The following is a 20,677-nucleotide window of genomic DNA, read 5'->3' as shown; positions in this document are numbered from 1 at the left end:
TCGAGGCCTGGGCGTCGATCAAGAGCTTCAAGCCCAAGGATCAGGGCGGCAACGATCAAGGGAAAGATCCGCCGCCGCCGTCCGCCGGCGGGCGCAACGTCGAGGTCGACTTCAGGGGGCAGGCGCGCTCGAACGAGACCCACGAAAGCACCACGGACCGAGAAGCCCGCCTCTACCGCAAGGGTCCGGGGATGGAGGCCAAGCTCTGCTTCATCGGCCATACCCTGATGGAGAACCGCTCCGGCCTGATCGTGGACACCCGCCTGACCTTGGCGAACGGTCACGCCGAGCGGATCGCGGCCTTGTCGATGATCGAGCCAAGGGCGGATCGGCCCAAGGCGATCTCGGTGGGTGCCGACAAGGCCTATGACGCCGAGGACTTCGTCAACGAGCTCAGGTCGATGAACGTGCGCGCGCACGTGGCCCGGAACACCAACGGCCGCCGCTCCTCCATCGACGGACGAACCACCCGCCACGCCGGCTACGGTCGGAGCCAGAAGATCCGCAAACGCATCGAGGAGGGCTTTGGCTGGATCAAGACCGTCGGCGGCCTGCGCAAGGCCCGCTTCAAAGGCCGCGACAAGGTCGGATGGGCCTTCGCCTTGACGGCTGCGGCCTACAACCTCGTCCGCCTGCCAAAGCTGCTCGGAGCTCCGGTGTGAGCGTCCTGGGCAAGTGCCGGATCGTCGAGCTGCCCGGCTACGAGGACGACTACGCCGATATGGTCGAGCCAGCCTACATCCTCTTCGAGGACGGCCGCGGTGCGTTCGCCTTCGGGTGTGTCACCGGAGCTTTCGCTGGCGGAGCCACCCGCGGGAGTGCACGCGCCGCCATCGCGTTCGACTGGAATGGCAATGACGAGATGGACGCGGTCTGCGGCTCGGGATCGGCCGAGGTCCAGGCCGACGGCTCGCTTCGCGGCGAAATCCGCGTCCACCGCGGCGACGAAATCCCCTTCATCGCCTGCCGTTGGCCGACTTCTTCAACACCCTGCTAGGAGGCCTGCGCCTCGATCTCGGTCTCGGCGCCACGCGCGGGAAACCGTGGCTCGATCGTCAGGGGATCGGCGATCATCGAGCCGCGTGCAGCACGGCTGCGGCCATGCGTCAGAGCCCGGGTCTGAGCCTCCGCGGAGGGATGCAGGATCGCCGTCAGGAAGGCGAAGCCTTCGAAATCGGCATCGAGGTTCTTGGCTTCGAACACTGGCATGGCGGTCACCGGACCCGAGGTCCTGAATGGCTCCCGGAGGGAGCCGCAGGACCCGTAATTGGCAGATAATGTGGACAACGGCAATAAGTTCCGAAAGCCGACGATTATTTACCCTTAATTTACGTATGCCCGCCGCCGAAGGTTAACGCCGTGCGGCAGCGCACCCATTACAGTGTTCGCCCGTCGCGGGAGAGTCCGGCCAGCAGCCCGACGACCGCGGTCCCGACGGCGAGGCGGCGCCCGGCCATTGGGTCGATGGCGGGGTCGCGGCCACGCGTTCCGGTGGTGATGAACGGGGTCGCTGGCGCACGCGCCGAAGGCGCCCCTGGGGCCGTGGGCCTATCGCGACCCGGCGGCACGCGCTCGATGTCGCCGTCCGGATCGGCGCGGATGAGGCGCGATCCGCCGTCGTGGCAGATCCGGAGATGGTCCGCCGCGTCGACGGTCAGGCCACGTCCTCGCGCAGGAGCTCTGTGTTGACCGCGAAGGCCGCCATGGCGCCCTCGGCGGCGGCGACCACGGCGAACTGAACCCGGCGGGAGGCGTCCCCCGCGACGAACAGGCCGGGCACGTTCGTGGTCTCGTACTCGCCCGTGGGCACCACGCCCTTGTGGGTCAGGTCGCAGCCGAGCTGGGTGATCAGGTCGGAAGGGTCGCACGGCATCGGCATCAGGAAGACCGCGTGACAGGGCAGGGTGGTGCCGTCCGCGAAGGCGAGGCGTTGCGGCTGGCGCCCATCGCCCTCCAGGCGCCGGATCGGCGCCTCGACGATGCGGATGCCGTGGCGGCCGAGGCGCGTCCGGTCGTGCGCGCAGAAATCGGTCGGATGGGCGTCGGTGCAGAGGGTGACGTCGTCGCTCCAGACCGTCAGTTCCAGAGCCATGCCCTTGGCGGCCTTGCCATGGGCGTAGACCACGAGGGGCCGGTCCCGATTCTCGTAGCCGTCGCAATAGGGGCAGGAATGGACTCCATGGCCCCAATAGTCCCCGAAGCCCTCGACCGAGGGCAGGGCCTGGTGCAGGCCCGTGGCGAGGATCAGCTTGCGGGTCGTCTCTCGGGTCCCGTCGGCGAGCACGACCGCGAAGCCTTCGTCCCGGCGCTCGGCCCGTGTGACCTCGGCCGCACGCCGCTCCACGTTCGGGTACCGGGCGAGGTCGGCCTCGGCCTGCGCCCGCAGTTCCAGGGGCGGAGTCCCATCCCGGGTGAAGACGCCCCAGCTCCGCGGCGTGACCGCGTTGCGCGGGTGCCCTGCATCGCAGAGCAGGACGTTGCGGCGGCAGCGGCCGAGGATGAGCGCCGCGTTGAGCCCCGCGGGGCCGCCGCCGACGATGATGACGTCGCGCATGTCGTGCCGCTCCCCGGTCCGGACTGTCCGAGGCTCAACGGCGCGACCGGGGCGGATGTTCGGTCGTCTGCCCCGCGGACAGGAAAAAGGGCGCGTCCGCGCCCTCGTTCCGTCCCCGGGGGTGACGCGCCTCAGGCGGCGGTCGGTGCCTTCACGGGGATGCCCTTCTCGGACAGGAACTGGTGCAGTTCGCCCGACTGGAACATCTCGCGGGTGATGTCGCAGCCGCCAACGAATTCGCCCTTCACGTAGATCTGCGGGATCGTCGGCCAGTTGGAAAAGGCCTTGATGCCGTCGCGGATCGCCATGTCGTCGAGGACGTTCACGCCCTTGAACGGCACTTCGAGGTAGTTGAGGATCTGCACGACCTGGCCCGAGAAGCCGCACATCGGGAATTGCGGCGTGCCCTTCATGAACACGACCACGTCCTGGGACTTGATCTCGTTCTCGATCGCGGTGTTGACGTCGGTCATGGTGTCCTCGTTCGTCTCGGGTCGTGGGCGTTCAGGCTTGAGTTCAGGATTCTTGTTCGGATTTCAAGGCCGCCGCCTACGCGATCCGCCGCAGGGCGGCATCGATGTCGAACGGGCTGGCGAGAAGTTCGCCTGGCCCCAGCGGACATCGGGACGGCAGATGAGGGAGCAGACTGTCGCCGTAGATTGTGAGGTCCAGCTTGGCCTGCGCCTGCGCCAGGGACCAGACTTTATCCCAGTCCAGACGCTGGCGCATCGAGCGCTCGTAACGGGCTCTCGCGGCGATCTGAAACGTCCCGGCTTCCTTGCGCTAGTGCTCGACGACCCCGGTATCGGGCGCGGAAAGACGCTTGAGCAGGTGGGCCAGCGTCTGCGCAAGCGACCTTCCACCGCGTGAACCTGAGACCGGCCCACGCTCTCGATCTCCTCCGCGACGTTCTCCCAATCGAGGATGTCCGACAGGTCCGGCCGGCGGGCGAGTTCGCGCAGGGTCGAGGCCTGTTGCTCGGCCCAACGCACGATGTCGTCGTCGTAGAGGCTCGGCTGGTCCATGGGTCGGCCCGGGTTCGCGCCCCTCAATCCTGCGGGACGCCCGTGGTCAGCGCAAGGGCGTGGAGCACGCCCCCCATCCGCCCCTGGAGCGCCCCGTAGACCATCTGGTGCTGCGCGACCCGGGTCTTGCCCTCGAAGGCCGCGGACAGGACCGTGGCGGCGTAGTGGTCGCCGTCGCCGGCCAGGTCCTTGATCTCGATCCGGGCGTCGGGCAGCGCCTCGCGGATCATCGCCTCGATCTCGCGCGCATCCATCGGCATCGGGTTGGCTCCTGACGATCGGAAAGGTGGGACTTCAGGCGGGAACGCCGGCCGGCTGGCTCGCCATGTAGGCCGGCAGCCAGCCCTCGTGGGTCTCGCGCAACTCGGCCACCGATATGGTCTCGCCGTGCGGCAGGGTCAAATGGTCGTTGCCCGTCACGCCGATCACCGCGGCCGGCACCCCCTGTGCGGTGGCGCTGTAGAGGAGGTCCGGCGCGGTCTCGGGGTCGACGGCGAGGAGGTAGCGGGCCTGGTCCTCTCCGAAGAGGTAGGCGTGGGTCGCCAGCCCCTGCGGCACCTCGGGGAGGGCGGCGCCGATGCCGCCGGCCATCGCCATCTCGGCGAGCGCCACGGCGAGGCCGCCGTCGGAGAGGTCGTGGACGGTGTCGACCAGACCCGACGTGATGAGCCCGCGCACGAAGTCGCCGTTGCGGCGCTCGACGCCGAGGTCGACCGGCGGCGGAGCCCCTTCCTCGCGCCCGGCGATGACCGCGAGGTAGACCGACTGGCCGAGCCAGCCGGCGGTCTCGCCGATCAGCACGAGGACGTCGCCGGCGCGCTTGAGGTCGAGGGTGGCGTGGCGCGTCACGTCGTCGAGGACGCCGACGCCGCCGATGGTCGGGGTCGGCAGGATGCCGACGCCGTTGGTCTCGTTGTAGAGCGAGACGTTGCCGGAGACGACGGGGAAGTCGAGGGCCTTGCAGGCCTCGCCGATGCCCTTGAGGCAGCCGACGAGCTGGCCCATCACCTCGGGCTTCTCGGGGTTGCCGAAATTCAGGTTGTCGGTGATGGCGAGCGGGCGTCCGCCGACCGCCGTGATGTTGCGCCAGGCCTCCGCCACGGCCTGGCGGCCACCCTCGACCGGGTCGGCCTCGCAGTAGCGCGGCGTGACGTCGGCGGTCATGGCGAGGCCGCGCGGGCCATCCTCCACGCGCACGATCGCGGCGTCGCCGCCCGGCTTCTGCACGGTGTTGCCGCCGATGAAATGGTCGTACTGCTCGTAGACCCAGCGCTTCGACGACAGGTCGGGCGAGCCGACGAGGCGCTTCAGGGCCTCGGCGCTGCCCACCGTCTCGGGCACGTCGGCGGCATCGAGCACCGGCCGGTGCGCGTTGGCGATGTGGGGCCGGTCGTAGAGGGGCGCCTCGTCGCCGAGCTCCTTGATCGGCAGGTCGGCCATGACGACGCCGTCATGCTTCACGACGAAGCGGAGCGTGTCGGTGGTGTGCCCGATGATCGCGAAGTCGAGGCCCCACTTCACGAAGATGGCTTCGGCTTGCGCCTCCATGCCGGGCTTGAGCACCATGAGCATGCGCTCCTGGCTCTCCGAGAGCATCATCTCGTAGGCGGTCATGCCGGCCTCGCGGGCGGGCACCTTCTCGATGTGGAGCTCGACCCCGAGGTCGCCCTTGGCGCCCATCTCGACCGCCGAGCAGGTCAGGCCGGCGGCGCCCATGTCCTGGATCGCGATCACGGCGCCGGACGCCATCAGCTCGAGGCAGGCTTCCAGCAGCAGCTTCTCGGCGAAGGGGTCGCCGACCTGCACCGTGGGGCGCTTCGACTCGGACGCGTCGTCGAACTCCGCCGACGCCATGGTGGCGCCGTGGATGCCGTCGCGCCCGGTCTTCGAGCCGAGATAGACGATCGGGTTCCCGACGCCCGTGGCGGCCGCGTAGAAGATCCCGTCGGTGCGGGCGAGGCCCACCGCCATGGCGTTGACGAGGATGTTGCCGTCGTAGCGCGGATGGAAGCCCATGGCGCCGCCCACCGTCGGCACGCCGAAGGAGTTGCCGTAGCCGCCGATGCCCGCGACGACGCCGGAGACGAGGTGGCGGGTGCGCGGATGGTCCGGCGAGCCGAAGCGGAGCGCGTTGAGCGCCGCGATCGGGCGCGCGCCCATCGTGAACACGTCGCGCAGGATGCCGCCGACGCCGGTCGTCGCGCCCTGGTAGGGCTCGATGAAGCTCGGGTGGTTGTGGCTCTCCATCTTGAACACGCAGGCGAGTCCGTCGCCGATGTCGATGACGCCCGCGTTCTCGCCCGGTCCCTGGATCACCCAGGGCGCCGAGGTCGGCAGGCCGCGCAGGTGTTTGCGGGAGGACTTGTAGGAGCAGTGCTCGTTCCACATCGCCGAGACGATGCCGAGCTCGGTCAGGGTCGGGTCCCGCCCGATCAAGCCACGGAAGCGGGCGTACTCGTCCGGCGTCAGGCCGTGCTGGCGGACCAGTTCGGGGGTGATCGGAACATCGTTGCGGAACATGCGACCCTCTCGACACGGCCCCCGTCCGGGTCCGGCCGTGCGTGACGGCTCTAAAGCGGAACGCCGCGCCCTGGCAACACGCGATCGCGGATCGGGCCGGCTCCCGGTGGGTTAATCCGCCGGCTCTTCCTCGAAGATCAGGCCCTTGGGCTGCTCCTTCACGTCGCGCCAGCGCCGGATCAGATCGTGGACCGGCGCCGGGCCGGCCACGAAGGCGATGTAGTCGAACGCCTCCGGATCGCGGCTCGACATCAGCAGCTGGAAGTGCATCCGGAACAGGTTCCACTTGCGCCGTGCGATGATGCGCCGCTCGATCAGGTCCTCGATCCGGACATGGATCTCGACGGGGCGATGGGCGATGGGCGCCGGCAGCTTCGAGGCGCTGAGCGGATTGCGCCGGTGCACCGAGAGCCAGTCCCACTTCGCCCGCACGTCGAGCCAGCGGATGGCCTCGCAGGCCGCCACGCGGGCGAGGGCGCCGCGGGTTTCGGCGGCGCGGGGGTCGAGGGTGATCCAGGGAATCACGCTGCCGATGCTGACGAAGGAGACCGGCGTGCCGCGCCGGCCGAATTCGGGATCGGCGGTGAGTACCCGGTCCAGGGCCTCGAGGCCGAGGAAGCTCGACGAGGAATGGCCGATGACGACGATCTCTGAGGCCTTGCCCTCCGCCCCCCGGATGATCGACGCGAAGGCGTCGAGCCGCGCGCGCATGCCGGCATCGCCGCCGCCGGCATGATCGTGGGTGAAGGCGGTGTCGTCGACGAGGTGCGCCACGTAGAACGGCTTGCCGCGGGTCGCCCGCATCAGCAGGGCGAGGAGCCCGTAGGCCAGGACCGGGATCGCGAGGAGCTTCCAGGTCCAGTCCGGGCCGGGCACCAGGGCGACCGCGACCGCGGCGAGGCCGAGGCTCAGGACGACGAGGAACAGGTAGATCAGGTGAACGCCGACGATGACCCGGGCGAAGCGCCGGGCCTCGCGGCGAAAGGGCCGGATGTAGCCGGACCGGATCAGACGCCACCACAGGGCCGGCACCGCGAGGAGCCGGCGCCCGTTCGAGCGCGGGAAGCGGGCGCCGACGATGTCGTCCCAGCGCAGGAGGGTGTAGTGCGTCGCGTGCCCGTCGAGGTCGACGCGCCAGTCGACGGCGAGTCCGTCGGCGGTCCGCTCCGGGTCCCCGACCGTGATCGCCATTCCGCGGCGGACGGCCGTCAGCCGGGCCTCTCGCCGGAACAGGCCCCAATAGGTCTCGGGTTCGCGGGGGTCGAAGCCCGGCATGTAGAAGACCTGACGGGCGACCGTGGCGGGCGGCTCTGAAGGCGTGATGATGGGAGACCCGTTCGATTCTCTGCTTGCGATCCCGGCCGCGCCCGTCCCTACACGAAGCCGATTGGGAAAGACGAGTGCGAAAGCGCATCAGGCCGGTGCCGGCCGGGAGGGTCCGGTTCCCTATCGGACGGCCGGTGCGTGGGAGAGGAAATCGGCCACCGCCGTGACGAAGCGCTCGCCATAGGCCTCCCGCTTGCGCTCGCCGACCCCGTGCACGGTGCGCAGGGCATAGAGGTCGACGGGCTTGGTGCGCGCCATCTCGATCAGCGTCCGGTCGGGGAACACCATGAAGGCGGCGATGCCCTCGGCGCGGGCGATGGTGGCGCGCAGGCCGCGCAGGTGCTGGAACAGGGCCTCCGTGGCCGGGTCGAGGTCGAGGCTTGCCTCCTCGCGGCCCGCCCCGCGCCTGCGGTCGCGCGGCTCGGCCACCTTGGGTTCCGGGTCGGGCCGCATCTGGATGGCTTCGCGGCCGAACAGGATCGCCTCGCCCTTGTCGGTGAGCGAGAGGCCGCCGAAACCGTCGCCGTTCTCGGTGACGGCCCCGGCGGCGAAGAGCTGCCGCAGCATGGCCCGCCAGGCGGCGATCGGCTTGTCGGCGCCGACTCCGAAGGTCTTGAGCGCGGTGTGCCCGTTGCGGCGGATCGTGTCGGTGTCCTTGCCGTGGACCACGTCGCAGACATAGGCCGCACCGAAGCGCTGGCCGGTGCGGACGATGGCCGAGAGCAGCTTCTGGGCCGGCACCGTGGCGTCGATGAGCGAGACGCCCGAGCGGCAGAGGTCGCAGCGCCCGCAGGGTTCGCTGCCTTCTCCGAAATAGCCGAGCAGCGACTGGCGCCGGCAGGTGGCGCCCTCGCAGAGCGCGATCATCGCCTCGAGCTTGCGCCGCTCCACGCGGCGGCGCTCGTCCGGCACCTCCTTCTCGTCGATCTGGCGGCGGCGCAGGGCCATGTCGTCGAGGCCGTAGATGGTGAGCGTGTCGGCCGGCAGGCCGTCGCGGCCGGCGCGGCCGATCTCCTGATAGTAGCCCTCGACGTTGGAGGGCATGTCGGCGTGGCAGACGAAGCGCACGTCGGGCTTGTTGATGCCCATGCCGAAGGCCACGGTGGCGGTCATCACGACGCCGTCCTCCTGCAGGAAGGTGTCCTGGTTCCGCATGCGCGTGCCCTGGTCGAGGCCGGCATGGTAGGGCAGGGCGTTGAAGCCGTCCTTGGCCAGGGTCTCGGCCAGTTGCTCGGTGCGCTTGCGCGACGAGCAGTAGATGATCCCGCTCTCGGAGCGGCGGTGCTTGAGGAAGCGCTCGATCTGGCGGGTCGGGTTGTCCTTCGGCACGAAGGTCAGGCGGATGTTCGGCCGGTCGAAGGAATGGACGAAGGCCTTCAGCGCGCGCCCCGCCGGAAACAGCCGCTCGGTGATGTCGGCCCGGGTCGCCTTGTCGGCGGTGGCGGTGAGCGCCACGGTCTGGACGTTGCCCAGTGCCTCCCGAGCCCGCGCGAGATCCCGGTACTCGGGCCGGAAATCGTGCCCCCATTGCGAGACGCAATGCGCCTCGTCGACGGCGAGCCGGCGCACGCCCGCGCCCCGCAGGGCGTCCATCAGGCCCTCCATCATCAGGCGCTCGGGCGAGACGAAGAGCAGGCGCAGGTCGCCGGAGCGGATCTGCCGCCAGGTCTCGCGGGACGTCGCCTCGGCCACCGAAGAGTTCAGGGTCGCGGCGGCGACGCCGAAGCCGAGCATCTGCTGCACCTGGTCGTGCATCAGGGCGATCAACGGCGAGACCACGACCGTCAGCGAGGATTCCACCAGCGCCGGGAGCTGGTAGGTCATCGACTTGCCGGAGCCCGTGGGCATCACCGCGAAGACGTCGGTTCCATCGAGGACGGCGCCGATCACCTCGCCCTGGCCGGGGCGAAAATCGTCGTAGCCGAAGGTGGTCTTCAACGCGGCGCGAGCCTCGTCGAGGCGGCTTGTCATGGGCATCCTGGCTTGGCGGTGAACGGTCTGGCGGTGAACGGTCTGGCGGTGAACGGGCGGGCGGTGAACGGGCGGGCGGATTGGGGCCCCGGTGTGTCGGCAATACGCTCGCGGCGTCTACACAGGCGACGGGTCTATCGGGGGACCGGCATAATGCCTCTGACCATCCGAAGCGAGGAGGTCAATCGCCTCGCGGAGAAGGTGGCGGCGCGGGCCAAGGTCGGCAAGACCGAGGTGGTGCGCCAGGCTGGCCCACGAGGTCGAGCGCCTGGAGCGCGGGCCGCCGCACACCTCGGCCCTATGCAACTTCGCCCGATCCAAAAAAGTACTCGGAGCGGCACCAGGTATCGAGTCGGCTGACGGCAAAGACCTAAACGAGGCATCCGACGCTATCCCCGCGGCTCTCGCCTGACTTTCAGCGCAGGGCGATCGCGGTCGCGGCACCGGCCATGACGGTGGCGGAACCCTGGTTCAACCGGCGGCGGGCCCGCCGCGAGGTGAAGGCCCGCCGGGCGCGGTCGGCCGCGAGGACGTAGAGGCCGAGCACCGTCGCGAGCACCAGGACCAGGGTCGCGGCCATCAGGCCGAGGCCGAGCGGGGAAAGGTGCGAAAGATCGACGACGCTCGGGAGGAGTGCGAGGAAGAACAGGATCACCTTCGGATTTCCCAGGGTCATCGCGAGCCCGCCCAGGAAGGCGCGCAGGGCATCCCGGCGCGCAGAGGCGACGGGCACGAGCGCGTCCACGGGAGCGTTCCAGGTCTTCCAGGCCAGGTAGCCGAGGTAGAGGACGCCGCCCACCTTCAGGGCGACGAAGACGGATGCGAAGGCCTGCGCCAGAAGCGCGAAGCCGCAGGCGGCGATGCCGAACCAGACGAGATCGCCGACGATCATCCCCAGGACGAAGCCGACGATGCCACGGGTGCCTGCGGTCATCACCCGGGCCACGAGCGCGGCGATCCCGGGCCCGGGAGAGGCCACGGCACCGGCATAGATCAGCGCGAAGAGGGCGAGGCTGGAGAGGGGCATGGTCCGGCGCGTGTCAGTCCTGGGCGATCCGCCCGTCCGCGACCTTCACCATATCCGCCCGCCCGTCCAGTTCGCCGAACAGCGCCGGGTCGGCGCCCGTCATCCAGACCTGCCCCTGCAGCGCTTCGAGGGCGTCGAAGAGCCCGGCGCGCCGGCGCGGGTCGAGATGGGCGGCGACTTCGTCGAGGAGGATCACGGGTGACAGGCCGCTCATGGCCTGGACGAGGCGGGCATGGGCGAGGACCAGGCCGATGAGGAGCGCCTTCTGCTCGCCGGTGGAGGCGGTGGCGGCGGGCACGTCCTTCGGGCCGTGACGGACCACGAGGTCGCTGGTCTGCGGTCCGCTCAGGGTGCGCCCGGCGGCCCGGTCTCGGCTGCGACCCTGGCGGAGAGCCATGCGGAAGCGGTCCTCTGCCTCGATCGCCGGCCACACCGCCACGAGATCGTCGAGGTCGCCCTCGAGGCGCAGGCCGGCCCAGGGGAAGGGCTGGGCATCGTCGCGTCCCTCGGCGATGAGGCGGTCCAGGCGCTCGGCGGTCTCCCGGCGGGCCAGCGCGACCGCGACTCCGAGTTCGGCCACCTCGCGCTCGATGGCGTCGAGCCACTGGCCGTCGTTCGGCCGCTCGTCGAGGAGCCGGTTGCGCGAGCGCAGGGCCCGCTCCATCGCGTTGACGCGGGCGCCATGCGTGGCGTCGACCGCCAGGACGAGGCGGTCGAGGAAACGGCGCCGGTCGCCGGCCGGTCCGCGGAACAGGCCGTCGAGGTCCGGGGTGAGCCAGACCACCCGCAGGAACTCCGAGAAGGCCACGGGGGAGGGCGCGGTGGCGCCGTCGATGCGGCACAGGCGGGCGGCGCGCCCGTCGAGGCCGGGCGGCTCGTAGCCGGTCCCGATCCGGTGCTCGGCCTCGTCCCCGGCCAGGGTCATCGAGACGGCGAAGCCGCCCGGCCCGCCGATGCGCGGCATGGCCGCGAGATCGGCCCGGCGCAGGCCGCGCCCGGGGGAGAACAGCGAGATCGCTTCGAGGAGGTTGGTCTTGCCGGCCCCGTTCTCGCCCACCAGGGCGACGAAGCGGCGGTCGACCGCGAGGTCGAGGTCGGTGTGATTCCGGAAATCGCGGCAGATCAGACGGGTGAGGCGCACCCGTCTGCCCTTAGCCGATCGGCCCGGGCCTGTCTCGCGCCGCGACGCGGCGGCGCGACGATCACACCCGCATCGGCATCAGCACGTAGAGCGCCGGCGCGCCCTCGCGGTCCTGGATCAGGGTCGGCGAGCCGGGATCGGCGAGCTTGAACAGGGCGGTGTCGCCCTCGAGCTGGCTGGTGATGTCGAGGAGGTAGCGGGCGTTGAAGCCGATATCGAGGGCGGGCGCGTCGTAGTCGACGTCGAGCTCCTCGGTGGCGCTGCCGGAATCCGGGTTGTTCACCGAGAGGGCGAGGCGGCCCTCCTGGACGGCGAGCTTCACCGCGCGGCCGCGCTCCGACGAGATCGTCGAGACGCGGTCGACGGCCTTGGCGAAGACCTCGCGCTCGACGGTGAGGAACTTGTCGTTCCCGGCGGGGATGACGCGCTGGTAGTCCGGGAAGGTGCCGTCGATCAGCTTGGAGATCAGGACCACGCCGCTGGCGAACTTGAAGCGGATCTTGGCGGGCGACAGGTCGATCTCGACGCTCTCGCCGCCATCCTCGACCAGCTTGATGATCTCGGCGACCGCCTTGCGCGGCACGATGATGCCCGGCATGTCGCGGCTGCCCTCGGGCGCCTCGATCTCGACCCGGGCGAGGCGGTGACCGTCGGTGGCGACGCCGCGCATGCGCAGCGCACCCTCCACCTCGATGGTGTGGAGATAGATGCCGTTGAGGTAGTAGCGCGTCTCCTCCGTCGAGATCGCGAACTGCGTCTTCTCGATCAGGCGCTTCAGGTCCGAGGCCGCGATGACGAAGCGGGTCGGAAGCTCGCCGGCGGCGAGGTCCGGGAAGTCGCCCTCGGGCAGGGCGCCGAGGGAGAAGCGCGAGCGGCCGGAGCGGATCGTCATCTGCCCGGTCTCGCCGCTGGTCTCCAGCGAGACCTGCGCGCCGTCGGGCAGCTTGCGGACGATGTCGTAGATCACGTGCGCGGGCACCGTGGTGGCGCCGGCATCCACCACGTCGGCGGGGATCGTTTCCGTGACCTCGATGTCGAGGTCGGTCGCCTTCAGCTCGAGGCCGTCCGCGTGGCAGCGCAGGAGCACGTTGGAGAGGATCGGGATGGTGTTCCGCCGCTCCACCACGCGGTGCACGTGGCCGAGCGACCGAAGGAGGGCCGCACGCTCGACAGTGACTCTCATGGTCTGAACTCGTGGTCTCTCGTCGGGCGTCGCCGGGAGGCGCGCGATCGACGCGCCCCGGTCCCGCGTGCGCCCTGGCACCGTGGCCGCTGAACTTGGCGAAGCCTCCCGGCGAACGCAAGTGCGAGAGGCCGGCTATCCCGCAGATGATTCGGGGCGTCGCGGCGACCCGCGACGCCCCGGCGTGCCTCAATCCTGGAGCATGCGCTTCAGGAGCTCGACCTCGTCGTTCAGCACGTTGTCCTCGCCGATCAGCTTGTCGATCTTGCGCACGGCGTGCAGCACCGTGGTGTGATCGCGCCCGCCGAAGCGGCGGCCGATCTCGGGCAGCGAACGCAGGGTGAGGACCTTCGAGAGATACATCGCGATCTGGCGCGGCTTGACCACGGCCGCGGTGCGCCGCTCGGAGAGGATGTCGGAGCGCGAGACGTTGTAGCGCGAGGCCACCAGCTTCTGGATGTCCTCGATCTTGATGCGCTTGGGCTCGCGGTTCTTCACGAGGTCGCGGATCGCGGTCTCGGCAGTCTCCATGGTCACGGCGGTGCCCGTGAGGGTGGCGTGCGCCAGGAGCCGGTTCACGGCGCCCTCGAGGTCGCGGCCATTGGCCGTGATCGCCCGGGCGACGTAGGTGGCCACCGTCGGCGAGACCTCGAAGTTCGGGTGCGACACCTGCACGGCGGCGAGGCGCGCCGACAGGATGGAGGTGCGCAGCTGCTCGTCGAGGCTGCCGATCTCGACCACGAGGCCGCCGGCCAGGCGCGAGCGCACGCGCTCCTCCAGGGCCTCGAGCTCGGTGGGCGGACGATCCGAGGCGACGACGACCTGGCGGCCGGCATCGATCAGGGCGTTGATGGTGTGGCCGAACTCGGCCTGGATCGACTTGCCCTGGATGAACTGCACGTCGTCGAGGATGAGCAGGTCGATCGCCCGCAGGCGCTCCTTGAAGGCGAGGGCGTTCTGGGTCTTCAAGGCGTTCACGAAGCCGTACATGAAGCGGTCGGCCGTGAGGTAGATCACCCGGCGGCCGGATTCGCGGGCCGCGTGGCCGATGCCGTGCAGGAGGTGGGTCTTGCCCAGGCCGACCCCGGCATGGAAGTAGAGCGGGTTGTAGAGCGCGCCCTGGCCATCGTGACGGGCGACGCGCTCGGCGGCGGCGTGAGCCAGGGCGTTCGAGCGGCCGACGACGAAGCTCGCGAAGGTCAGGCGATTGTCGAGGGGCGCGCCGTTGAGGTCGCCGCCGGCGTCGCCGCGCGGGGCCTGGATCGACTCGCCCTCGGCGGCGCCCATCGCGTTGCCGTGCGACGGCATCGCGGCGTTGACGGATTGCAGGCGGGCCAGGGGGCTCGCCGCGCTGCTCGCCGTCTTCGGGACGCTCGCGACGGGTCGGGCGGCGGCGGAGGGGCCGCGCACCGAGACGTCGAGGCGAGAGACGGTCTCCACCTCGCTGCGGAAGGTGGTCAGCACCCGATCGAGATAGTGGGATTCGATCCAGCTCTTGAGGAATCGGGTCGGGACCGTGAGGCGGGCGGTCCCGTCGACGACCTCCACCAGCTCGAGCCTGGCGAACCAGCTCGCGAAGACATCCTCGCCCAGTTCCGCCCGCAGGCGGCGCTTCACCCGGGCCCAGGCGGCCACCATATCGGGACCGCTCACGCCGCTCATGCCCATCTCGGCATTGCCGGACACGCTTCCGTCGACATGCATCATCGCTCTCCTCGTGCCGAGAGCGGAGGGCCGCCACCGGTACGTACGCACACTTGACTGACGTCGCGCCCCGCGAGGTATTCGCGAGACCCATAATGCCGGGCCAGAGTCAACAGGCTCTGGAGTGGCTTTTGTCGATGAAGCAAGCCTATCAACAATAAGCTACGGTTCTCCTAACAACGGGACTTACGGGGATAGCAAAAATTGCAGCAATTCCGGCCTGGGGTTCGGGGCCAGAGTCGAGGCGAGCATCCCACCTTGTGGACGATTCGGCCTGGACTCACCGGTGTGGAGGATTTGCTGGTTCATCGTGAGACATCGTTAAGCTACACTCGGCCCCGACAGGTCGCAACGAGACAGATTTCGGTTAGCGTTAACGTCTTATCACCGAAACTGTCCTGATTCGGGAGTCCGATCGCAACTGCGTCCTTCCGAACCGTACGGAACGGATCGGGACCGGGAAGGCGGCCTCCGGACACTGCATCGGGACGGCCGAAACGAAAGAAGCCCGGCATCGCTGCCGGGCTTCTTCGCGTCACTGCTGAAAGGATGGCTCAGGCGGCGAGCGCCTTCACCCGCGCGGCGAGGCGCGACACCTTCCGGGAGGCGTTGTTCTTGTGCACGATGCCGTGCTGGGCGGCCCGCATGATCTCGGGCTCTGCTGCGCGGAGGGCGGTCAGCGCGTTCGACTGATCACCGGTGGCGATGGCCTCCTCGACCTTGCGGACGAAGGTGCGCATGCGGCTGCGACGCGAGCGGTTGACCGCGGTGCGCTTCGCAATCTTGCGGGTCATTTTCTTGGCCGACACGGTGTTGGCCATGGGGCATCCTCGTCACGTTTGAGGCGATCGCGACGAGCCCGCGGGCTGAGATGTCGGTGGATCGCGTGCAGGTTGTTCGGGCAATGGCGAAGCCGACGATCGCGGTGTGCGCGCCCGTCGGCGATGTGGGCTCTATAGCCACGCGTTGCCGATCCGTCAACGGAACGTCATCGTGCCGTCTTCGGCCCGGCGCGGAAAGCCGGTTCGCCGCCATCGCCATCCCCTGTCACGAGGAGACTTCATGCTGAGCGCGGCGGATCAGGCACGGATCGCGCGGCATCGCCCGCACTCAGGGATGGCGACGCCGCGGTTCTCCGGGCTCGCGAGCTTCATGCGCCTGCCCCACGTCGATCCCGAGGCGGCACCGGGGCGAATCGATATCGGCCTCGTCGGCATCCCGTTCGACGGTGCCACCACCAACCGGCCCGGCGCCCGGCTCGGTCCGCGCGGGGTGCGCGAGGCCTCCACCGGCACCCGCGCCCGCAACGCCGTCACGGGCATCGCGCCCTACGACCTCGCGGCCTGCGCCGATCTCGGCGACGTGCCGGTCAATCCCATCGACGTGGCGGCGACCGCCCGGGCGATCGAGGCCTTCTACCGGCCCCTGGCGGAGGCCGGCATCGTGCCCCTCTCGGTCGGCGGCGACCACTTCGTCACCTACCCGGTGCTGCGCGCCCTCGGGCGGCCCCGGCCCGTCGGCCTCATCCACATCGATGCCCACAGCGACACGGATGACGGTCAGTACGACGGCACCCGCCTGACCCACGGCACCCCGTTCCGCCGCGCCATCGAGGACGGCGTCCTCGACCCGCGGCGGATGGTGCAGATCGGCCTGCGCGGCAGCACCGATTCGGCGGACGAGCTCGACTGGGCCCTCGCTCAGGGCGTGCGCATCCTGCCCATGGAAGCGGTCCTCGCGCGCGGCCTGCCGGAGATTCTGGCCGAGGCCCGCGCCGTCGTCGGCGCCGGCCCGGCCTATCTGAGCTTCGACATCGACGCTCTCGATCCCGCCTACGCGCCCGGCACCGGGACGCCCGAGATGGGCGGCTTTACGTCCCGAGAGGCGCTGCAGATCGTCCGCGCCCTGCGCGGCCTCGACCTGGTCGGCGCGGATGTCGTCGAGGTCGCCCCGCCCCTCGATCCCTCCGGGGTGACGGCGCACGCCGGGGCGACCCTCGCCTTCGAGATCCTGTGCCTCCTGGCGGAGGCCGTCGCGTTGCGGCGCGATTGACGCGGGGGATCCGAATCGAAAGCCTGCACCGCTGATTCGGAGGAGCCGACCTTGGACGCCGACCTGATCCTCTACCATTCGCCCCAGACGCGCTCCTCCGGGGTGCGCATCCTGCTCGAGGAGCTCGGCGCGCCGCACCGGCTCGATGTCCGCGACCTGCGGTCGGGACAGGCGCGGGATGCCGCCTATCTGCGGGTCAATCCCCTGGGCAAGGTCCCGGCCCTGCGCCACGGCGATGCGCTGATCACCGAGCAGGCGGCGATCTACCTGTACCTCGCCGACCTGTTTCCGGAGCGGGGCCTCGCCCCGCCGATCGGCGACCCGCTGCGGGGACCGTACCTGCGCTGGATGGTGTTCTACGGATCGAGCTTCGAGCCGGCGGTGGTCGACCGGGCTCTCCAGCGCGAGCCCGGCCCCAGGGCGATGTCGCCCTACGGCGATTTCGATGCGGTGCTGAAGACGGTGGTGGATGCGCTCACGCCCGGTCCCTACCTCCTCGGCGAGCGGCACTCGGCGGCCGACGTGCTCTGGGGCTCCGCGCTGAACTGGACCACGAGCTTCAAGCTCGTGCCGGAGGAGCCCGCGATCATGGCCTACCTCGCCCGCATCAACGCCCGGCCGGCGGTCGGAACCGTCATGGCGGCCGAAGCCGCGCTCTCGGCGGAGCTGGAGGCGGCCCGGGGGTGATCCCAGGGCCGATCCCGGGAGTCCGACGGGGCCGAGAAAGCCCTCAGCCCGGCGGCAGCGCCGTTGCGGTGCTGCGGGCCGCCACGTCGGAGGCCGGCGCGGTGGGGGCGTAGGCGGCGATCAGGTGGACGCCGATCACCGGGCCGAAGACCAGGGTCATCATCACGGCCATGATCAGGGCCACGTTGGCGTCGCCCGAGGCCGCCTTGCGGACCTTGGGGCGACGCGTCTTGACGCGCACCGGCGACGCGCCGTCGGCGCGGCGGAAGCTCAGGGTCCGCACGGGCGCTACGGCGACGCGCAGGCGTGGAAGGGCATTCGAGAAGGTCATCGGCTCACCTCGTTCGACCGGGCCATCGGGGGCCGGTCGCGGGCGAGCCCGATCAAGCGATCAGGCGCGGGTCTCGCGGAGGGCCATCGGCGGCGCGGTCCATCGACTACTGTCGCTGGGCATTGGGGTCGGGAGTTCCTGTGGAGCCGCGCGGGCGAGCGAATGTGCTGCACGTGCGAACGACGCCGAGATGATGCGGCGGGAGACGTTAGTCAAGCCTTAACGCGCCAGCACCGGATCGGCTCCGCCGGCTTTCGCGGCGACTGTGGATCAGGCGCCCAACAGGTCGGCGAAATGCCGGATCAGCCGGCGTCCGACCTCGTCCTTGTCGAGGGTCGGCCAGGTCTCGACGCGGCCGTCGCGCCCGACGAGGTGGACGGTGTTGGCGCTGCCGCCCATGACGCCGCCGGCGGGCGAGACGTCGTTGGCGACGATGAGGTCGCAGCCCTTGCGGGCGATCTTGGCACGGGCGTTGTCGAGGACCGCGTCCGTCTCCGCCGCGAAGCCGACGACGAGGCGGGGCCGCCCGGCCGAACGCTCCGCGATGGTCGCGAGGATGTCGGGATTCTCGATCAGGGCGAGGGGCGCCGGCGCGGCGCCGTCCTTCTTGATCTTCGAGTCCCGGGTCTCGGCCGGGCGCCAGTCGCCGACGGCGGCGGCGAAGATCGCGAGGTCGGCCGGCAGCGCGGCCTCCACCGCGGCCAGCATCTCGCGGGCGGTCTCGACCGCCACGACCCGCACGCCCGGCGGGTCGGGGATCGCCACCGGACCGGAGACCAGGGTCACGGTCGCGCCGGCTGCGGCGGCGGCGGCGGCGATGGCGTGGCCCTGGCGCCCGGAGGAGCGGTTGGCGAGGTAGCGCACCGGATCGATCGGCTCATGGGTCGGACCGGAGGTGACGAGCACCCGCCGGCCGGCCAGCGGACCGGCCGGCGGCTCGGCCGTGGCTCCGCGTCCCGCGAGGAAGCCGAAGCCCGAGGCCGGCCGCGCCTCGGCGAGCATCGCCTCGACCGCGTCGGCGATCTCGGCCGGCTCGGCGAGGCGGCCGGGTCCGAACTCCGCCTCGGCCATGGCGCCTTCGTTCGGGCCGACCACGCGGACGCCGTCGCCGCGCAGGGTTGCGAGATTGCGCTGCGTCGCCGGGTGCTGCCACATCCGCACGTTCATCGCCGGCGCGATCAGGATCGGCAGGGTGGTGGCCAGCAGCACCGTGGCGGCGAGGTCGGAGGATTCGCCCGTGGCCATGCGGGCCATCAGGCTGGCGGTGGCGGGCGCGACCACGATGGCGTCCGCATCCCGCGCCAGCTTGATGTGGCCGATATCGGCTTCTTCGGCCCGGTCGAACAGGTCGGTATGCGCGCGCTCGCCGGCGAGGGCCGCCGCGGCCAGGGGCGTCACGAATTCCTGGGCGCCCTTGGTCAGGAGCGGGCGCACCTGCGCCCCGCGCTCGCGCAGGCGCCGGATCAGGTCCAGCGCCTTGTAGGCGGCGATGCCGCCTCCGATGACGAGGAGGATGCGGCGGTTCTGGAGCGGGCGGGTCATGGGTGAAACCCTTGGGAGACGAGCCGGAGGGATCGTTGCGAGGCAGGCTACCGGAACGCCATCACCAGCGCACCGATGGCGATGCCCCACAGGGCCACCGTCGACCAGACCGCTCGCTTGCGCTCGGCCCGGGCGAAGATGTCGAGGCGGCCGGCCTCGCTCGCCCCCTGCTCGTCCAGGCGCACCAGGATGCGGCGCAGGCGCTGGGCGAGGTCGGGAATGTCCGAGACCACGTCGGTGATGGTGAGCGCGGCGCGGCCGAGGCTCTCGACGCGCCCCACGGGACCGAGGTTGCGGGCGATCCACGAGCGCACCACGGGCTCGGCCCCGGTCCACATGTCGAGTTGCGGATCGAGGGAGCGGGCGACGCCCTCCACCACCACCATGGTCTTCTGCAGCATCACCAGTTCGGTGCGGGTGCTCATGTCGAACAGAGCGGTGATGTCGAACAGCAGGGTGAGCACTTTGGCCATCGAGATCTCGTCGGCCTTGCGCTGGTGGATCGGCTCTCCGATCGCCCGGATCGCCTGGGCGAAATCCTCGACCGAGTGGTGGGCCGGGACGTAGCCGGCCTCGAAATGCACCTGGGCCACCCGCTTGTAGTCGCGCAGGATGAAGCCGAGCAGGATCTCGGCGAGGAAGCGCCGCTCCATCTGGCCGAGCCGACCCATGATGCCGAAGTCGACGGCCACCAGGGTGCCGGTCGGATCGACGAACAGATTTCCGGGATGCATGTCGGCGTGGAAGAAGCCGTCCCGGATCGCGTGGCGCAGGAAGGACTGGATCACCGCCCGGCCGACGGCCCTGGGGTCGTGCCCGGCCGCCACGATGGCGGCACGGTCGTTCAGGCGGATGCCCTCGATCCACTCGCTGGCGAGCACGTCGCGGGCGGTCAGCTCCCAGTCGGGCTTGGGGACGCGGAAATCGGCATCGTCCTTGGTGTTCTGGGCCAGTTCGGACATCGCGGCCGCTTCGAGCCGGAAGTCCATCTCCATCATGACGGAGCGGGCGAGGATCTCCACCACCTCGCGGGGGCGCAGGCGCTCGGCCTGGGGCGACAGCGCGTGGACCACGCCGGCCATGAAGCGCATGACCTGAAGATCGCGCTGGAAGCGCTCGCGCACGCCCGGGCGCATGATCTTGATCGCCAGCACCCGCTCGGCGCCGTCGGCGTCGAGGACATGGGCCTTGTGGACCTGCGCGATCGAGGCCGCCGCGATGGGCGGGCTGAACGAGACGAAGAGATGCGCCACCGGCTTGCCCAGGGCCGCCTCGACGAGGCGGATCGCGGTCGCCTGCGGAAACGGGGGGACGCGGTCCTGCAGGGTCTCGAGATCGCGGGCCGCCGCCATGCCGACGATGTCGGGGCGGGTCGCCAGGAACTGCCCGAACTTGACGTAGCTGGGCCCGAGGCGCGTCAGCGCGCGCTGGAGGGGTCCGGCGCCGGCACCGAGGCCGGGACGCTCCAGCATCCGCCCGATCCGCAGGACGAAGCGCAGGTGCGGGGGCAGGTCGGCGGAATCAACCAGGGCGAGCGCGCCCTCGCGGGCGAGCACGAAGCCGACATGCGCGCCCCGGACCAGGTGAACGACGGCACCGAGCATCAGGCGGCCC

At 70.4% G+C, this 20,677-nt stretch carries 21 protein-coding genes and 1 pseudogene; 5 read left to right on the top strand and 17 right to left on the bottom strand.

Features of this window, described 5'->3' with window-relative positions; genetic code table 11:
• Together ACLBWX_RS05445 and ACLBWX_RS05440 are read left to right on the top strand one after the other, a co-directional pair.
• On the top strand, nucleotides 1-662 hold a 662-nt coding region (locus ACLBWX_RS05445), incomplete at its 5' end, for an IS5 family transposase (protein ID WP_447676051.1).
• Nucleotides 659-997, top strand: a complete 339-nt coding sequence (locus tag ACLBWX_RS05440; protein ID WP_447676050.1) for a hypothetical protein — start codon at nucleotides 659-661, stop codon at nucleotides 995-997. The genes ACLBWX_RS05445 and ACLBWX_RS05440, both read left to right, overlap by 4 nt.
• Here ACLBWX_RS05440 and ACLBWX_RS05435 read toward each other — a convergent pair.
• The 9 genes and pseudogenes from ACLBWX_RS05435 to recQ form a co-directional block, all read right to left on the bottom strand.
• Complete coding sequence (locus ACLBWX_RS05435) at nucleotides 994-1,209, bottom strand: hypothetical protein (protein ID WP_447676049.1); 216 nt, start codon at nucleotides 1,207-1,209, stop codon at nucleotides 994-996. The two genes, ACLBWX_RS05440 and ACLBWX_RS05435, sit on opposite strands and share 4 nt — an antisense overlap.
• Before the next feature lie 445 nt (nucleotides 1,210-1,654).
• Nucleotides 1,655-2,554: an NAD(P)/FAD-dependent oxidoreductase gene (locus ACLBWX_RS05430; protein WP_447676048.1), complete on the bottom strand. Its 900-nt coding sequence runs from the start codon at nucleotides 2,552-2,554 to the stop codon at nucleotides 1,655-1,657.
• Between the two features lie 131 nt (nucleotides 2,555-2,685).
• Nucleotides 2,686-3,027: a Grx4 family monothiol glutaredoxin gene (grxD, locus tag ACLBWX_RS05425; RefSeq protein ID WP_447676047.1), complete on the bottom strand. Its 342-nt coding sequence runs from the start codon at nucleotides 3,025-3,027 to the stop codon at nucleotides 2,686-2,688.
• A 76-nt stretch (nucleotides 3,028-3,103) separates the two neighbouring features.
• On the bottom strand, nucleotides 3,104-3,283 hold the full coding sequence (locus ACLBWX_RS05420; RefSeq protein WP_447676066.1) for a hypothetical protein: 180 nt from the start codon (nucleotides 3,281-3,283) through the stop codon (nucleotides 3,104-3,106).
• Nucleotides 3,284-3,456: 173 nt separating this feature from the next.
• A pseudogene (locus tag ACLBWX_RS05415) lies at nucleotides 3,457-3,579 on the bottom strand (DUF29 domain-containing protein); the annotation flags it as partial.
• Nucleotides 3,580-3,602: 23 nt separating this feature from the next.
• Complete coding sequence (locus ACLBWX_RS05410; protein WP_447676046.1) at nucleotides 3,603-3,839, bottom strand: BolA family protein; 237 nt, start codon at nucleotides 3,837-3,839, stop codon at nucleotides 3,603-3,605.
• Between the two features lie 34 nt (nucleotides 3,840-3,873).
• The gene (gene purL, locus ACLBWX_RS05405) at nucleotides 3,874-6,099 is read right to left on the bottom strand and encodes a phosphoribosylformylglycinamidine synthase subunit PurL (RefSeq protein WP_447676045.1); all 2,226 of its coding nucleotides are present in this window, start codon (nucleotides 6,097-6,099) and stop codon (nucleotides 3,874-3,876) included.
• 111 nt (nucleotides 6,100-6,210) lie between these two features.
• Nucleotides 6,211-7,374: a hydrolase gene (locus ACLBWX_RS05400; protein ID WP_447676044.1), complete on the bottom strand. Its 1,164-nt coding sequence runs from the start codon at nucleotides 7,372-7,374 to the stop codon at nucleotides 6,211-6,213.
• 171 nt (nucleotides 7,375-7,545) lie between these two features.
• Nucleotides 7,546-9,396: a DNA helicase RecQ gene (gene recQ / locus ACLBWX_RS05395; RefSeq protein ID WP_447676043.1), complete on the bottom strand. Its 1,851-nt coding sequence runs from the start codon at nucleotides 9,394-9,396 to the stop codon at nucleotides 7,546-7,548.
• A gap of 153 nt (nucleotides 9,397-9,549) precedes the next feature.
• Between recQ and ACLBWX_RS05390 the strand changes: the two genes are divergently transcribed.
• Nucleotides 9,550-9,756, top strand: a complete 207-nt coding sequence (locus tag ACLBWX_RS05390; RefSeq protein ID WP_447676042.1) for a type II toxin-antitoxin system VapB family antitoxin — start codon at nucleotides 9,550-9,552, stop codon at nucleotides 9,754-9,756.
• Between the two features lie 55 nt (nucleotides 9,757-9,811).
• Here ACLBWX_RS05390 and ACLBWX_RS05385 read toward each other — a convergent pair whose 3' ends face one another.
• The 5 genes from ACLBWX_RS05385 to rpsT form a co-directional block, all read right to left on the bottom strand.
• Entirely contained in the window at nucleotides 9,812-10,423 is a 612-nt protein-coding gene (locus ACLBWX_RS05385; protein ID WP_447676041.1) for a LysE family translocator, read from the bottom strand.
• A gap of 13 nt (nucleotides 10,424-10,436) precedes the next feature.
• Nucleotides 10,437-11,564 carry a DNA replication/repair protein RecF gene (gene recF / locus ACLBWX_RS05380; protein WP_447676040.1) on the bottom strand — a complete coding sequence of 376 codons (1,128 nt, stop codon included), beginning with the start codon at nucleotides 11,562-11,564 and terminating at the stop codon, nucleotides 10,437-10,439.
• A 61-nt stretch (nucleotides 11,565-11,625) separates the two neighbouring features.
• A complete protein-coding gene (gene dnaN / locus ACLBWX_RS05375) occupies nucleotides 11,626-12,747 on the bottom strand; it encodes a DNA polymerase III subunit beta (RefSeq protein WP_447676039.1) in 1,122 nt (373 codons plus the stop codon).
• A 189-nt stretch (nucleotides 12,748-12,936) separates the two neighbouring features.
• Nucleotides 12,937-14,451 carry a chromosomal replication initiator protein DnaA gene (dnaA, locus tag ACLBWX_RS05370; RefSeq protein WP_447676065.1) on the bottom strand — a complete coding sequence of 505 codons (1,515 nt, stop codon included), beginning with the start codon at nucleotides 14,449-14,451 and terminating at the stop codon, nucleotides 12,937-12,939.
• A 554-nt stretch (nucleotides 14,452-15,005) separates the two neighbouring features.
• The gene (rpsT, locus tag ACLBWX_RS05365) at nucleotides 15,006-15,272 is read right to left on the bottom strand and encodes a 30S ribosomal protein S20 (protein WP_056190238.1); all 267 of its coding nucleotides are present in this window, start codon (nucleotides 15,270-15,272) and stop codon (nucleotides 15,006-15,008) included.
• Between the two features lie 241 nt (nucleotides 15,273-15,513).
• Between rpsT and speB the strand changes: the two genes are divergently transcribed.
• Nucleotides 15,514-16,503: an agmatinase gene (gene speB / locus ACLBWX_RS05360; protein ID WP_447676038.1), complete on the top strand. Its 990-nt coding sequence runs from the start codon at nucleotides 15,514-15,516 to the stop codon at nucleotides 16,501-16,503.
• Nucleotides 16,504-16,554: 51 nt separating this feature from the next.
• Entirely contained in the window at nucleotides 16,555-17,190 is a 636-nt protein-coding gene (locus ACLBWX_RS05355) for a glutathione S-transferase family protein (RefSeq protein WP_447676037.1), read from the top strand.
• 43 nt (nucleotides 17,191-17,233) lie between these two features.
• On the opposite strand, the gene ACLBWX_RS05350 is transcribed toward ACLBWX_RS05355, so the two are convergent.
• The 3 genes from ACLBWX_RS05350 to ubiB all read right to left on the bottom strand — a co-directional run bounded on the left by ACLBWX_RS05350 (nucleotide 17,234) and on the right by ubiB (nucleotide 20,667).
• On the bottom strand, nucleotides 17,234-17,521 hold the full coding sequence (locus ACLBWX_RS05350) for a hypothetical protein (protein ID WP_447676036.1): 288 nt from the start codon (nucleotides 17,519-17,521) through the stop codon (nucleotides 17,234-17,236).
• A 270-nt stretch (nucleotides 17,522-17,791) separates the two neighbouring features.
• Entirely contained in the window at nucleotides 17,792-19,063 is a 1,272-nt protein-coding gene (gene coaBC / locus ACLBWX_RS05345; RefSeq protein ID WP_447676035.1) for a bifunctional phosphopantothenoylcysteine decarboxylase/phosphopantothenate--cysteine ligase CoaBC, read from the bottom strand.
• Nucleotides 19,064-19,110: 47 nt separating this feature from the next.
• Nucleotides 19,111-20,667: a 2-polyprenylphenol 6-hydroxylase gene (gene ubiB, locus ACLBWX_RS05340; protein WP_447676034.1), complete on the bottom strand. Its 1,557-nt coding sequence runs from the start codon at nucleotides 20,665-20,667 to the stop codon at nucleotides 19,111-19,113.
• Between the last annotated feature and the right edge of the window lie 10 nt (nucleotides 20,668-20,677).

It is taken from the genome of Methylobacterium sp. M6A4_1b (assembly GCF_053345175.1).
This window is presented reverse-complemented; position numbering and strand designations above follow the sequence as displayed.